The sequence below is a fragment of the Campylobacter sp. BCW_6460 genome (assembly GCF_001762705.1).
GTDB lineage: Bacteria > Campylobacterota > Campylobacteria > Campylobacterales > Campylobacteraceae > Campylobacter_D > Campylobacter_D jejuni.
The window spans coordinates 16087-30792 of record NZ_MJXI01000004.1 but is presented as its reverse complement, the minus strand read 5'-3'; the positions used below and the strand labels follow the sequence as shown (position 1 = coordinate 30792).

Here is a 14706-nt window from a genome sequence, read left to right as displayed (position 1 = left end):
GAAAGGACAAATTATGGAAAATCAAAAAAATGAATTTGATGATATTATTTTAGAAAAAAGTAATAAAAGTGAAAAAGTAAAAAAAATTCTTTTACGAGTTATTGCTTTAGTTATTTTGTTTTTAGCTATCATGATAGTTATGAAACTTATTAATGGTAGTGGTGATGAAAATACGCAAAATCAAAGTGTATTACCAAGTGAACCTATAGCAACTCAAGACAATAACAATGATACTTCTTTTGAAAGTATGCCAATTACAGATAATACTTCAGCAGAAGATCAATTTGAGGCATTAAGAAAACAATTTCAAGATGAACAAAATACAACTCAAAATACAACAACCTCTAGTTCAAATAACAATGATACTACAAATTTTGCTATGCCTGATCAAGAAGTTCCAGCAGAACCAACAGCAACTACTTCAGAAAATACCACTCCGCAAGCAAGTGCTCCCAAACAAGAAGTAAAACAAACTGCAAAACCTAAAGAAGAAGTAAAAAAACAAACAGCTGTAAAAAAAGAAAAAGAAAGCACAAAACAAACTCCTAAAAAAGAACAAAATGCAAATGATTTATTTAAAAATGTTGATGCTAAACCTGTACATCCAAGTGGTTTAGCATCGGGTATTTATGTGCAAATTTTCTCAGTAAGTAATTTGGATCAAAAATCAAAAGAACTTGCTTCTGTAAAACAAAAAGGTTATGATTATAAACTTTATAAAACTACAGTTGGAGGTAAAGAAATTACTAAGGTTTTAATAGGACCATTTGAAAAGGCAAATATTGCAGTAGAACTTGCTAAAATCCGTAAGGATATTGCAAAAGATGCTTTTTCTTTTACTTTAAAATGAAATTTTTAGCAGTTATAGGCGATCCTATTTCTCACTCTAAATCGCCTAGAATGCATAATAATGCTATTAAAGCCTTAGGGCTTGATAGTATTTATACACGCTATCATTTAAGAAATGCTAACTGTTTAAGAGAAGATTTTTTTAAATTAGGACTTAGTGGAGCTAATATTACTTTGCCTTTTAAGGAAAAAGCTTTAGATATTGCTGATGTGAAGGATGATTTTGCTAGAAATATTGGCTCTGCAAATACTTTATGCTTAAAAGAAGACAAAATTTACGCTTATAATACTGATGCTTTAGGTTTTTTAGAAGCTATTAAGGATTTTGATAATATAAAAAAAGCTTTGATTTTAGGTGCTGGAGGTACAGCTTTGGCACTTGCTTATACATTAAAACAAAAAGGCATAGAAGTGTATATAGCTAATCGCAGCAAAGAAAGATTTAAAGATTTTTTAGCTTATCGAACTTATCTTTATAAAGACTTGCAAGATTTTGATTTTGATTTTGATTTTGATTTGGTTATAAATTCAACTTCTGCTGGATTAAAAGATGAAAATTTACCTTGTGATAGGGAGCTTTTAGGTAGAATTTTACCTAAAGCTAAATTTGCTTTTGAGGTAATTTATGGCAGAGAAACACCTTTTTATAGATTGTGTAAAGAGTATCATTTAAAAATTAAAGATGGACTTGATATGCTTTTATGGCAAGGGGTTTTTGCTTTTGAGCTTTTTTTTGAAATACAAGATAAAAGAGAGATGATAAAAAATGCAATGCAACAGGCATTGATTTTAAAGTAGAATGATAGTTATTTTTTGTATGAGAAAATTTAATTTTCTCACAAGTTTTATCATTCAAATATTTCTACCCCATCTTGATTTTTACTTTGATTATTTTGATTTGTTGAAGATGGATTTGTAGGAATATTTTGCGTAGGTGTGTTTTCAATTGTATTATTTTGATTAAAATTTGTTTGAGGTAAGCTTTCTTCAAAGGTAGCATCGCCATCAAAACTATTAAAACCACTGTTTGTATTAGGTATAGTTTTGCCTATGTCTGTTGCTTTTGGTAGATTGTTATAAAGTGTATTTAATGTATTTTTATAAAAAGCTAAAAAACTTTTATCAATTTCAAAAGCAGGTTGCTCTAAACCTTTATTGAGTTGAGTTGGTACGGTGGAGATAGTAGTTTTAAACATATTAACCCCATCATCATTTTTAATAGGATAGTTAAGCGCAACTAAAGAATCCAGTTTGGTACTGCTTGAAAGATTGGTTGAATTTTGTGGATTGTGTGCATCTATAAAATCTATTTTACCTTTAAAATTTATACCTAAATTGGATTTTACATAATCTCCACTCATAAAATTGCTTGTTTTTTGTGCATTTTTTTCTTCCGTATAAATACTGATTGAACTTTTAAGAGTGTAGTCTGGATTAGTAGTAACTATTTTATAGCCTTTTAGTTGAGCGATGGTTTTGATCTGCTCTTCTAAATTTTGTTTTAAAAGATCAATTTCTTTTTCTATGCGAATTTTAAGCACTGAATTTTCAAAATAATCAGAATAATTGTTATTTTGTTCTATATTAATAGGCTCAAGAGCAATGCTTACTCCAGAATCAATAGGTTCAACCTTTGTTGGAACTTGAGGTTTAAAATTTGGCATAGAAACATTGACAAAATTACTACTTGTGCCTCCACAAGCTGCTAAAATTAACATACTACTAGCAAGTAAAATATATTTTTTCATTTTTTACCTTTATTTAATGTGTTTGTGCTAATTATAGCAAGTTAAAGTTTTTTTGTTATATTTTTATAAAAGAAAATTAGGAAAGATATATGGAATTTTGGCAGCATATTTATTCAAATTTTAATGTTATAGCTTTTAGCATCTTTGGTTTAAAGGTGCATTGGTATGGCATTATGTATGTTATAGCTTTGCTTTTGGCTTTGCTTTTGGCTAAATTTTTTGTAAGAAAATTTCAACTAGACATTAATGAAAAACATTTGGATAGTTATTTTATATGGGTTGAAATAGGGGTTATTTTAGGTGCAAGACTTGGATATATTTTGATTTATGATGCAAATACTATATATTATATTACTCATCCTTGGCAAATTTTTAATCCTTATATTAATGGTGAATTTGTAGGTATTCGAGGTATGAGTTATCATGGAGCAATTATAGGATTTTTGATAGCTACTTTATTGTTTTGTAAAAAATATAAAACAAATCCTTGGGTTTTTCTTGATTTGGTTGCTTTAAGTGTTCCATTGGCTTATGTTTTTGGTCGTATAGGAAATTTTTTAAATCAAGAGCTTTTTGGTCGCATTACAAATGTGCCTTGGGGAATTTATGTTGATGGAGTATTGCGCCATCCATCGCAACTTTATGAAGCATTTTTAGAAGGTATTGTTGTTTTTATTATAGTTTATTTAGCAAGATTTAAGCAAAGTTTTCAAGGGGAATTGATTCTTGTGTATGCTGGTGCTTATTCATTGGCAAGATTTATATGTGAATTTTATCGCGAGCCTGATTTTGGTATGGGTTTTGTTTTATGGGGTATGAGTATGGGGCAAATTTTAAGTTTTATAATGTTTATAACAGCTTTGTTAGTTTATATTTGTATAAAGTTTAAAAAAGTAAATATTTAATCTATCTTAAAGACTTTTGTAATATAATGAAATGGATTTTTTTAATTTCTTTTTACAAAGGAGTAAAGATGCGTGAGCTTATCGAAGGTTATTTGGGTAAGAGCATTGAGGGCAAAAAAAGTAAAATGCCTGCGAAATTAGACTTTATCCAAAGCGCCTCAGGGCTTTTTTTAGGTCTTTTTATGTGGGTGCATATGCTTTTTGTTTCTACAATTTTAGTCAGTGAGGATTTTTTTAATTCTGTGGTACATTTTTTAGAATTAAAATTTGTTTACGATAATCCTGTTATGAGTTATCTTACTTCATTTTTAGCCGCCTGTGTTTTAGTGGTTTTTTTCGTTCATGCTTTACTTGCAATGAGAAAATTTCCTATTAATTACCGTCAGTATCAAATACTAAGAACACACAGTAAAAAAATGAATCACAGCGATACTTCGTTATGGTGGGTTCAAGCTTTTACAGGTTTTATTATGTTTTTCTTAGGTTCTGCTCATCTTATTTTTATTGCAACCAATGCAGATAAAATCAGCGGCGATATGTCAGGAGATAGGGTTGTAAGTCATTTTATGTGGCTTTTTTATGCTGTTCTTTTAGTCTGTGTTGAACTTCATGGAAGTATAGGGCTTTATAGACTTTGTATTAAATGGGGTTGGTTTGAAGGAAAAAATGTAAAAGAAAGTCGTAAAAAGCTTAAAACTGCTAAATGGATAATCAGTATTTTCTTCCTAGTTTTAGGTGTGTTAAGTCTTGCAGCATTTATAAAGATAGGTTATGAAAACTACCAAAATCAAACCCAAACTACTGCGATGATAAAAAACTACAATGGAGCAAATTATGAATATACAATATAGTGATGCTTTAGTAATAGGCGGAGGATTAGCAGGTCTTAGAGCGGCTATTGAAGTAGCAAAGAGTGGCCAAAGTGTAACACTTTTAAGTATTTGTCCAGTGAAGCGTTCTCACTCTGCAGCGGTGCAAGGAGGTATGCAGGCAAGTTTAGCAAATGGGGCAAAAGGTGAGGGTGATAATGAAGATCTTCACTTCGCAGATACAGTAAAAGGAAGTGATTGGGGTTGTGATCAAGAAGTAGCAAGAATGTTTGCTCAAACTGCACCAAAAGCAGTGCGTGAACTTGCGGCTTGGGGGGTGCCTTGGACTAGAGTTACTAAAGGTCCAAGAACTGTTGTTATCAATGCGCAAAAAACTGTAATTGAAGAAAAAGAAGAAGCGCATGGACTTATTAATGCTAGAGATTTTGGTGGAACTAAAAAATGGAGAACTTGCTATATCGCAGATGCAACAGGGCATTGTATGCTTTATGGTGTAGCAAATGAAGCTATTAAACATCAAGTAAAAATCATTGATAGAATGGAAGCAGTAAGAATTATCCATGATGGTAAAAAATGCTTAGGTGTGATCGCTAGAGATTTAACCAATGGACAACTCATTGCTTATATTGCAAGAGGAACTATGATAGCAACAGGGGGCTATGGTAGAATTTATAAACAAACTACAAATGCGGTAATTTGCGAAGGAACAGGTGCGGCTATCGCTCTTGAAACAGGGCTTTGCAGACTTTCAAATATGGAAGCAGTGCAATTTCACCCAACTCCTATTGTGCCAAGCGGTATTTTGCTTACTGAGGGTTGTCGTGGTGATGGCGGAATTTTACGTGACGTGGATGGATATCGTTTTATGCCTGATTATGAACCAGAGAAAAAAGAACTTGCAAGCCGTGATGTGGTAAGTCGTAGAATGATGGAGCATATTCGTAAAGGTAAAGGTGTAAAAAGTCCTTATGGAGATCATTTATGGCTTGATATTTCTATACTGGGTCGTGCGCATGTGGAAAAAAATCTTCGTGATGTGCAAGATATTTGTAAAACTTTTAATGGTATTGATCCGGCAGATGAAGGTCCAAAAGGTTGGGCGCCAGTTCTTCCAATGCAGCATTATTCTATGGGTGGAATTAGAACTAAACCAACAGGCGAAAGTCAATGGTTAAACGGACTTTTTGCTTGTGGAGAAGCAGCTTGCTGGGATATGCACGGATTTAATCGTTTAGGTGGAAATTCATGTGCTGAAACTGTTGTAGCAGGCATGATAGTGGGAGATTATTTTGCAGATTATTGTAAAAATAATGGTGAAGTAATTGATACAAATGTAGTAAAAGACTTCTTAACTAAAGAGTATCAATATTTAAAATCTTTAGTAGATAAAGAAGGTAAATATAATGTTTTTGAAATCAAAAACAGAATGAAAGAAATCATGTGGGATAAGGTAGCTATCTTTAGAACAGGTGAAGGTTTGAAAGAAGCAGTAGATGAACTTGAAAAACTTTATAAAGATTCTCAAGACGTTAAAGTACATTGTAAAGAACTTGATTGTGCAAATCCAGAGCTTGAAGAAGCGTATAGAGTACCAAGAATGTTAAAAATAGCACTTTGTGTAGCTTATGGAGCGCTTTTAAGAACAGAAAGTCGTGGGGCGCATTACAGGGAAGATTATCCAAAAAGAGATGATTTAAATTGGATGAAAAGAACTAATACTTTTTGGGTAGAAGGCGAAACCTTGCCACGCATAGAATATGAAGAGCTTGATATTATGAAAATGGAAATTCCACCAGCATTCCGTGGATACGGAGCCAAAGGAAATATTATAGAAAATCCTTTAAGTGAAAAACGCCAAGCTGAAGTGGATGCAATACGTGAAAAAATGGAAGCTGAAGGCAAAGGTCGTTATGAAATTCAAAACGCTTTAATGCCTTATGAATTACAAGCTAAATATAAAGCACCAAACCAAAGAATAGGAGTTGATTATGAGTAGAAAATTGACAATAAAGGCATTTAAATATAATCCTTTAAGCAAAATTTCTAAACCACATTTTGTGACTTATGAGCTTGAAGAAACTCCTTTTATGACGGTTTTTGTATGTTTGACTTTGATTCGTGAAAAAATGGATGCGGATCTGAGTTTTGATTTTGTTTGTCGTGCAGGGATTTGCGGATCTTGTGCGATGATGATTAATGGAGTACCAAAACTTGCTTGTAAAACTTTGACTAAAGATTATCCTGATGGAGTGATAGAGCTTATGCCTATGCCTGCATTTAGACATATTAAAGATTTAAGTGTGAATACAGGCGAGTGGTTTGAAGATATGTGTAAGCGTGTTGAAAGCTGGGTGCATAATGAAAAAGAAACCGATATTTCTAAACTTGAAGAACGTATTGAGCCAGAGGTTGCGGATGAAACTTTTGAACTTGATCGTTGTATAGAGTGTGGAATTTGCGTAGCTTCTTGTGCAACTAAACTTATGCGTCCAAATTTCATAGCTGCTACAGGACTTTTAAGAACAGCTAGATATTTACAAGATCCGCACGATCATAGAACTATAGAAGATTTTTATGAATTAGTAGGCGATGATGATGGTGTTTTTGGTTGTATGTCATTGCTTGCTTGTGAAGATAATTGTCCTAAAGAATTACCTTTGCAAAGTAAAATCGCTTATATGAGAAGACAACTTGTTGCTCAAAGAAATAAATAAATCTTTCCCCTTTTTAAGGGGAAGATTATGAAAGAATTATTCCAAAAAATTTGGCAAAATGAACTCCAATTTTTAAATTTTGATGTTAAATTTCAAGATAAAAACAAACTTGATACGGCTGAGTGTGCGATTATTTTAAGTGTCAATAAAGACAATTATGAAAGATATTTTCTCTTAAAAGAATTTCAAGAGCTTTGTAAAAAAATTGATTTAAGAGTGGATATTTTTAGTATACAAAATGCTCAAATTTGTATTTTAAATCTTTTTAAATCAGGTTTTATTTCAAAGCAAGATTTGCTTAAGGCTCTAAAAATTTTAGAAAAAATTTCAAAAAATACCGAAATGCTTGATTTTATTTCACAAGAAAAAGTTCAAAGTATAGATCAAAAAGCTTTATTTCAAAATGATTTTAAAGAATTAAATACCATTAATTTAGAGCTTCAAAAGCTAAGTTTTGATGAAAATTTAAAATCAAGACTTCAAAAAACTTTGGAAAAATTTCAAAATTTAGAGTTTAATATAGCCATCACTGGCGTGATGAATGCAGGAAAATCAAGCCTTTTAAATGCTCTTTTAAAAAAAGATTTTTTAGGCGTTTCAAACATACCTGAAACAGCTAATTTAACAGTATTAAGTTATGGTAAGAGCGAAGAAGCAAAGATATATTTTTGGGATAAGAAAGAATGGCAAAATATACTTGAAAGTTCGCACTTTAATGCAGATTTAAAAGAATTTATTGACAAGCTGGATAAGAGTGTAAATATAGAGGATTTTATCAAAGTTAAACCTTTAATACAAAATATCGCACTTTGTGAGCTTAAAGATTTCAGTTCAGCTAAAAATAAAATTTCAGCTTTAATTAAAAAAATAGAAATTAAAAGTCATTTAGAATTTTTAAAAAATAATATTTCCATAGTTGATACTCCAGGACTTGATGATGTTGTAGTTCAAAGAGAAATTGTTACAAATGAGTATCTTAGAGAAAGTGATTTTTTAATTCATTTAATGAATGCTTCTCAAAGCTTGACTCAAAAAGATGCAGACTTTTTGGTGCATTGTCTTTTAAATTCAAGGCTGAGTAAGTTTTTAATTGTTTTAACTAAAGCGGATTTGTTAAGCAAAAAGGATTTAGAAGAAGTCATTGTTTATACCAAAGAAAGCTTAAAATCAAGACTTGTGGATTTAGATGAAAATTTGGTGGAAAAGATTGATTTTTTATGTGTGAGTGCTAAAATGGCAAGTGATTTTTATAAGGGTTTAGCGCCTAAGGAAAGTTTGCAAAAAAGTGGTATGCAAGAATTTGAAAACTATCTTTTTAACGAGCTTTATGCAGGAGAAAAAAGTAAGATTGCCTTAAGAGCTTACAAAAAAGAATTACATTTAGAGCTTAAAAATATTCTAAGCGAATATGAAATGCAAAATCATCTTATTAAGGAGAATAAACAAGGTGTAAGCGAAGAAAATCAAAAACTTTTACTTGAACTTCAAAAGCAAAATACCTTGTTAAAAGAAGCACAAGATGAAATTTCAAATTCCATTGCAAAACTTAAAAATATAGATAGTGGCATAGATAATCTTGTTTTACTTTTGGCTAAAAAATTAAAAGAACGCTTGATAGATGAGTTTAAATATTTGAAAAATAATGCACAAAAGCTTAATCTTTCTCGTATTTTAAATATAGTTGATATTACTACAAAAGATGGAATTAATGATATTTTAAGAGAAATTAAATTTGAAAATATTAAAAAAATCGAGGAGCTTAAAACAAATTTATCTTTAAAATATGATTTTTTAAAATATGATTTTGACAATGGTTTTGAAGGTTTTAAAGATGGAATTTCAAAAAATATAGATAGTATTTTTCAAAGCGAAAAATTTGCACTTTTAAGATTGAAAATTGAAAAATTAAGCAATCTAAAATCAGATTTATACGAGCTTGAAACGAATTTAGATACGGTTATTTTTGATACTTTTAAAGAATTTAAAATGAGCGAAATTTTAAATTCTTTAAATATCAATGGAGCATTTTTTGAGTTTTTAAATGATAAATTAAAACATTATGAAAAAAATCAAAAATCAAAATTAGAAAGTCTTGAAAAAGTTTTACAGAGTCTGAAAAATCAAGATATTAATATTTTAAATTCTTTTGAAGAAAATTTAGAAAAAATTGAAAAATTAAAACAACTTGAAATGGGGCTTTTAAATGCAGATTAGTCTTTTAAACGATTTTATAAAAGCCTATGAAAATACTTATAGTGTGAGTTTTGATGATAGTTTTAAAGGTCGTATTCAAGAGCTTTGTAAGGAACTTAATGAGCCTTTTATGCACGCAAGTTATGCTTTAGAAAATGAATTGAAAGAGCTTGTGTTTTCTTTAGATAAGAATGTTAATATTGCTATTATAGGACAGTTTTCAAGTGGTAAATCAAGTTTGCTAAATTTGATTTTAGGGCGTGATTGTTTGCCTACGGGTGTTGTTCCTGTTACTTTTAAACCTACTTTTTTACGCTATGCAAAAGAATATTTTTTAAGAGTAGAATTTGAAGATGGAAGTGATATTATCACAAATATAGAAAAATTAGCCTTTTATACGGATCAAAGAAATGAAGTAAAACAAGCAAAAAGTTTGCATATTTTTGCACCCATTCCTTTACTTGAAAAAATCACTCTTGTAGATACTCCAGGTTTAAATGCAAATGAAAATGATACTTTAACAACTCTTGATGAGCTTAAAAATATTCATGGGGCGATTTGGTTAAGTTTGATTGATAATGCAGGTAAAAAAAGTGAAGAAGATGCCATAAAAGCAAATTTAGAACTTTTAGGGGAAAATAGCATTTGTGTATTAAATCAAAAAGATAAATTAAATACAGAAGAGCTAGATAATGTTTTAAATTATGCAAAAAGTGTATTTTTAAAATATTTTGATAAGCTTATTGTCATTTCTTGTAAAGAAGCTAAAGATGGGCAAAGCTATGAAAAATCTAATTTTCAATCTTTGCTTGATTTTTTAACTCAGCTAGATACAACAGCTTTAAAAGAAAAATTTGTTAAAAGAAAAATTTTAAATTTATGCGAAATTTTAGAAGATGAAAACCAACTTTTTGTAGGTATTTTTGATCGTTTATTAAATCAATTTCAAAGTTATGAAAAGCATTTACTTTTAGCGTATGAAAATTTTTTAAAAGAGATTGAAATTTTAAACCATCAGATTTTAGAACAGCTTAAAAGCATTAGCGAAAGAATTTCTAGTGAAATTTTTGCAAGTGTTAAGGAAAAAGATGCTTATTTTTACAAAGAAAGCAAAGGATTTTTAAAGAAAGATTTATACACAAGATATGATTATAAAGCGCCTTATATTTCAAGTGACGATGCTTTTTTGGCAATGTTTTATAATTGTGATGTGATGAGTAAAGAGTTTAAAAAAATCAAAAATGAACTTTATAAATCTTTTGAAGAAATCAAGATGAAATTAAAAGACTTTGTAAACATACTTGAGAGAGAAATTTTGCTTTTTAAAGCAGAATTTTCAAACATACAAAAAGATCACATTTTCCAAAGTGATAAAAATTTTAGTGAATTAAGAGCTTTTTGCAATGCAAGTGATGAGTACTTTTTGAAAGATTTTAAAGAGCTTTTATTTAGAAGTATTTTAGAGCTTGATTTATTTTTTGAAAAATTAAATCTTAAGGCTTTTACAAATTATGAAAATGCTACGAAACTAAGCCTTGCATTTTTTAGTCGTAAAATCAATGAAAGCCGTGTTCTTTATGAGCTTGATAGTTCTGAATTTGTACTTTTTTATCCCAAAAAAAGTGAAATTTATGAAAGAGTTTTAAATGAATTAAATGTTTATGAGTTTGAAGCTTTGCTTATTAATAAGCCTATTTTGACAAAAATTGCAAAAAATTTTTTAGAACAAATTCAAAATTTAATCCAAGAAAAAAATAAATTTTTAGATCTTAAAAAAGCAGAACTTCAAAAAAGAAGAGCACAGATTTTAAATGTTAGAGAAAATATAAAGGAAGATTAATGAGAATATTTTTAGCTTTATTTTTATTTTTTAATTCATTATTTGCATTAAGTGAATTAGAAGAGGGTTTAAAACTTTACGAGGCAAATAAATTTGATAAAGCTTATGAAATTTTTAAGAATCTTTGTGAAAAAGATATTTCTAAAGCTTGTTTTTCTTTAGCTTTTATGCATGAGAGTGCTAAGGGTGTGAGCAAAGATTTAAATCAAGCTTATAAATTTTATGATAAAGCTTGTAAATTAGGTTTAGCAAATGCGTGTTCTAATATGGCTTTGCTTTTGCAAAATCAAGGTTATAAAAATGAAGCTCTTTTGGCTTTTAATAAAGCTTGTGCTTTAGGAGAATCGTTAAGTTGTAATAATATAGCTTTATTTTATGAAAAAGAAAAAGATGGACAAATGGCCTCAAGTTTTTATAAAAGATCTTGTGATTTAAAAAATGCAAGAGCTTGTTATCAGTTAGGATCTTTATATGATAAAGGAGAACTTGTTAAGGCAAGTGTAAAATCTGCCCTTGCTTTTTATTCTAAATCTTGCACTTTAGGTTTTGGTGAGGCTTGTTATTTGTTAGGACGCTATAATCAACTAGAAAAACAAGATCTAACAAAGGCAAAAAGATATTTTGGCATGGCTTGTGATCAAAAACATCAAGAAGCTTGCGCAGCTTATAAAGAACTTAATTCTAAAGATATAGAGCTTTATTAAAAGTTCTATTTTTATTACTTTCAAAGATATTCTTAAATAAAATTAAGAATAACACAAAATTTATCGCTTTTTAAAGTTAAATTTATATTAATAGGACTAATATAGTCTTGTTTAAATTATTATCAAGGAGAAGTAATGCAAGACAATATTATTGATCGCAGAAGCTTTTTTAAACTAGGGCTTCTAGGTGGTTCTGTAGTAGCAGCTAGCACTATAGGTGGCGGTGCTGTTTTAAAGGCAGCAGAACTTACGCATTCGCATCAAGCTTCACAAGGAAAATCAAATAAAATTAGAGGTAGAATGTTTTTTCAAACTCAAACTGAATTTGATACCTTAAGTGCAGCCTGTGAAAGAATTTATCCTAAAGATGAGCAAGGAGAAGGAGCTATAGGTTTAGGCGTGCCTTATTTTATCGATAATCAGCTAGCTAGTGCTTATGGTTATAATGATAGAGAATATATGCAAGGGCCTTTCATGGAGGGTAAAGCTGAACAAGGCTATCAAACTCCTATGCAACGCAAAGATATTTTTTTAGAAGGCGTGCATGCTCTTGAAGAAAATGCTCAAAAGCGTTATAAAAAATCTTTTTCTTTGCTTAAAGGTGGAGATCAGGATAAAATTTTAAGCGATTTTGAAAAAGGAAAAATTCAAACTACGGGTTTTAAATCTTCTTATTTTTTCACTCTTTTAAGAGATATGACAGTAGCTGGAGTTTTAGCTGATCCAATTTATGGCGGAAATGATAATAAAAATGGTTGGAGAATGATGCAATATCCAGGCGCACAAATGAGCTATGTGGATAAAATTGCAAGTGATGAATTTTTTAACATTGAACCTATGGGTTTAGCAGATATGGAGAGTTAAAATGGCTGAAGTATTAAAAAAAGTAGATGTGGTAACAGTTGGAGCAGGATGGACTGGAGGTATAGTGGCTGCAGAGCTTACTAAAGCAGGTTTGAATGTACTTAGTTTAGAACGCGGACATATGCAAAGTACTGAAAATTTTAATTTTATCCATGATGAGTGGAGATATGGGATTAATTATGGTTTGATGCAAGATTGCTCAAAAGACACTGTGACTTTTCGCCATGATCCTAGTGGTTTAGCCTTGCCTTATCGTAAAATGGGTTCGTTTTTATTGGGTAATAATGTTGGCGGTGCAGGGGTGCATTGGAATGGTTGGACTTTTAGGTTTATGCCTTATGACTTTGAAATTCAAACCCTAAGCAAACAAAGATATGGTAATAAATTAGGTAATGATTATACCTTGCAAGATTGGGGCGTGACTTATAAGGATATGGAGCCTTATTATGATAGATTTGAAAAAACCTGTGGGGTATCAGGTGAACCAAATCCTTTAGCGGAAAAAATGGGAGCTTTTAGATCCAGTCCTTATCCACAAGAACCTCTTGAAAATACTAAAATGCTTAAACGATTTGAAAGTGCAGCAAAAAGTTCAAATTTACACACTTATCGTTTGCCAGCTTCAAATTCTAAAGGTGGCTATACAAACCCTGATGGTCAAGATTTAGCTCCTTGTCAATACTGTGCGTATTGTGAGCGTTTTGGTTGTGAGTATGGCGCAAAAGCAAGTCCTTTAAATACAGTAATTCCAAAGGCTATGAGCACGGGTAAATACACCATACGTACTTATAGCAATGTAACGCAAATTCTTAAAAAAGACGGAAAAGTAACAGGGGTGAAATTTGTCGATACTAGAACGATGAAAGAGTATATCCAGCCTGCTGATATAGTTGTGCTTACAAGTTATATGTTTAACAATGCTAAGCTTTTAATGGTAAGCAACATAGGTGAGCAATACGATCCAAAAACAGGTAAAGGAACTTTAGGTAGAAATTATTGTTACCAAATGAATATGGGCACAACAGCTTTCTTTGATGAGCAATTTAACACCTTTATGGGTTCAGGTGCTTTAGGAACTACGAGTGATGATTTTAACGGAGATAATTTTGATCATTCTAAGGAAAAATTCCTTCATGGAGCTATGATTTATAGCGTTCAGCTTGGAACTCGCCCTATACAATCAGCCCCACTTCCAGCAGGAGCTCCAACTTGGGGTGCTGAATTTAAAAAAGCATTAAACTATAATTTCACAAGAGCTATTACCGTAGCAGGACAAGGTGCTTCTTTGCCTCATAAGAATAATTATTTAAGTCTTGATCCAACTTATAAAGATGCTTTTGGTATGCCACTTTTACGCTTAACTTATAATTTCACCGATCAAGATAGAGCTTTGCATAAATTTATTACAGATAAAACAGCTGAGGTAGCAAAAAGAATGCAAGGAGTAAAATCAATCAAAAAAGGCTCTTATCTTAAGGATTATAGCGTTGTACCTTATCAATCTACTCATAACACAGGTGGAACAACAATGGGTGTAGATAGAGAAACTAGTGTGGTTAATACTTATTTACAACACTGGGATGCGGATAATCTTTTTGTTGTAGGAGCAGGAAATTTCCAACACAATAGTGGATATAATCCAACTGATACTGTGGGAGCTTTGGCTTATCGCTGTGCTGAAGGTATTTTAAAATATCATAAAAGTGGAAAAAGCTTAGCTTGATAATAACTTGAGAGTTTTTAAAAACTCTCAAGATTATAAATTTTTAATTTTTTCCGATATAGTATAATATCAAGGAAGGCAAAAATGATTAATGGTATAAATTCTTATTTAAACTACAATTATACAAAAAGGCAAATGGAGTCTGCTCTTGGAGGGTGGTATGCAAGATGATTACTTTAAGTTCTTTTAATAGATATTTTGGAAATAATCCTCTACAGACACTTACTAAAATTAGAGGTGAAAATACAACTGATGCAAAAATAAACAAATTGTTTTTTAATACTACAGAAAATCTTATGAAAGGAAATTCTGCCACAGATATTTTTAATAATAATA

The 14706-nt window shown here is 30.7% G+C and carries 12 protein-coding genes and 1 pseudogene; 12 read left to right on the top strand and 1 reads right to left on the bottom strand.

What is annotated here, in order from left to right:
* Nucleotides 1-13 precede the first annotated feature (13 nt).
* Nucleotides 14-850, top strand: coding sequence for an SPOR domain-containing protein (locus AJ881_RS03045; protein WP_004313898.1), 837 nt, complete (start codon nucleotides 14-16; stop codon nucleotides 848-850).
* Nucleotides 847-1647 carry a shikimate dehydrogenase gene (locus tag AJ881_RS03040; RefSeq protein ID WP_070283013.1) on the top strand — a complete coding sequence of 267 codons (801 nt, stop codon included), beginning with the start codon at nucleotides 847-849 and terminating at the stop codon, nucleotides 1645-1647. Before AJ881_RS03045 ends, AJ881_RS03040 begins: the two co-directional genes overlap by 4 nt.
* 50 nt (nucleotides 1648-1697) lie before the next feature.
* Here AJ881_RS03040 and AJ881_RS03035 read toward each other — a convergent pair whose 3' ends face one another.
* A complete protein-coding gene (locus AJ881_RS03035) occupies nucleotides 1698-2597 on the bottom strand; it encodes a membrane lipoprotein lipid attachment site-containing protein (RefSeq protein ID WP_044793998.1) in 900 nt (299 codons plus the stop codon).
* An 89-nt stretch (nucleotides 2598-2686) separates the two neighbouring features.
* Between AJ881_RS03035 and lgt the strand changes: the two genes are divergently transcribed.
* The 10 genes and pseudogenes from lgt to AJ881_RS09685 form a co-directional block, all read left to right on the top strand.
* Entirely contained in the window at nucleotides 2687-3502 is an 816-nt protein-coding gene (gene lgt, locus AJ881_RS03030) for a prolipoprotein diacylglyceryl transferase (protein WP_070283015.1), read from the top strand.
* Nucleotides 3503-3570: 68 nt separating this feature from the next.
* Nucleotides 3571-4353, top strand: a complete 783-nt coding sequence (locus AJ881_RS03025) for a fumarate reductase cytochrome b subunit (RefSeq protein ID WP_070283016.1) — start codon at nucleotides 3571-3573, stop codon at nucleotides 4351-4353.
* Entirely contained in the window at nucleotides 4337-6328 is a 1992-nt protein-coding gene (locus AJ881_RS03020; protein WP_002861159.1) for a fumarate reductase flavoprotein subunit, read from the top strand. The genes AJ881_RS03025 and AJ881_RS03020 overlap by 17 nt, the downstream gene beginning before the upstream one ends.
* Nucleotides 6321-7046, top strand: coding sequence for a fumarate reductase iron-sulfur subunit (locus AJ881_RS03015; protein WP_002938180.1), 726 nt, complete (start codon nucleotides 6321-6323; stop codon nucleotides 7044-7046). The genes AJ881_RS03020 and AJ881_RS03015 overlap by 8 nt, the downstream gene beginning before the upstream one ends.
* A gap of 27 nt (nucleotides 7047-7073) precedes the next feature.
* Nucleotides 7074-9260: a dynamin family protein gene (locus tag AJ881_RS03010; protein ID WP_070283018.1), complete on the top strand. Its 2187-nt coding sequence runs from the start codon at nucleotides 7074-7076 to the stop codon at nucleotides 9258-9260.
* Nucleotides 9250-11079: a dynamin family protein gene (locus tag AJ881_RS03005; protein ID WP_070283020.1), complete on the top strand. Its 1830-nt coding sequence runs from the start codon at nucleotides 9250-9252 to the stop codon at nucleotides 11077-11079. The genes AJ881_RS03010 and AJ881_RS03005 overlap by 11 nt, the downstream gene beginning before the upstream one ends.
* Nucleotides 11079-11783 (top strand): tetratricopeptide repeat protein, encoded by a 705-nt coding sequence (locus tag AJ881_RS03000; RefSeq protein WP_002870809.1) that lies wholly within the window; start codon nucleotides 11079-11081, stop codon nucleotides 11781-11783. Before AJ881_RS03005 ends, AJ881_RS03000 begins: the two co-directional genes overlap by 1 nt.
* Before the next feature lie 135 nt (nucleotides 11784-11918).
* A complete protein-coding gene (locus AJ881_RS02995) occupies nucleotides 11919-12647 on the top strand; it encodes a gluconate 2-dehydrogenase subunit 3 family protein (protein WP_002857555.1) in 729 nt (242 codons plus the stop codon).
* 1 nt (nucleotide 12648) lies between these two features.
* Nucleotides 12649-14370, top strand: a complete 1722-nt coding sequence (locus tag AJ881_RS02990; protein WP_070283022.1) for a GMC family oxidoreductase — start codon at nucleotides 12649-12651, stop codon at nucleotides 14368-14370.
* Nucleotides 14371-14537: 167 nt separating this feature from the next.
* Nucleotides 14538-14615, top strand: a pseudogene (locus AJ881_RS09685) (hypothetical protein); the annotation flags it as partial.
* Nucleotides 14616-14706: the final 91 nt, after the last annotated feature.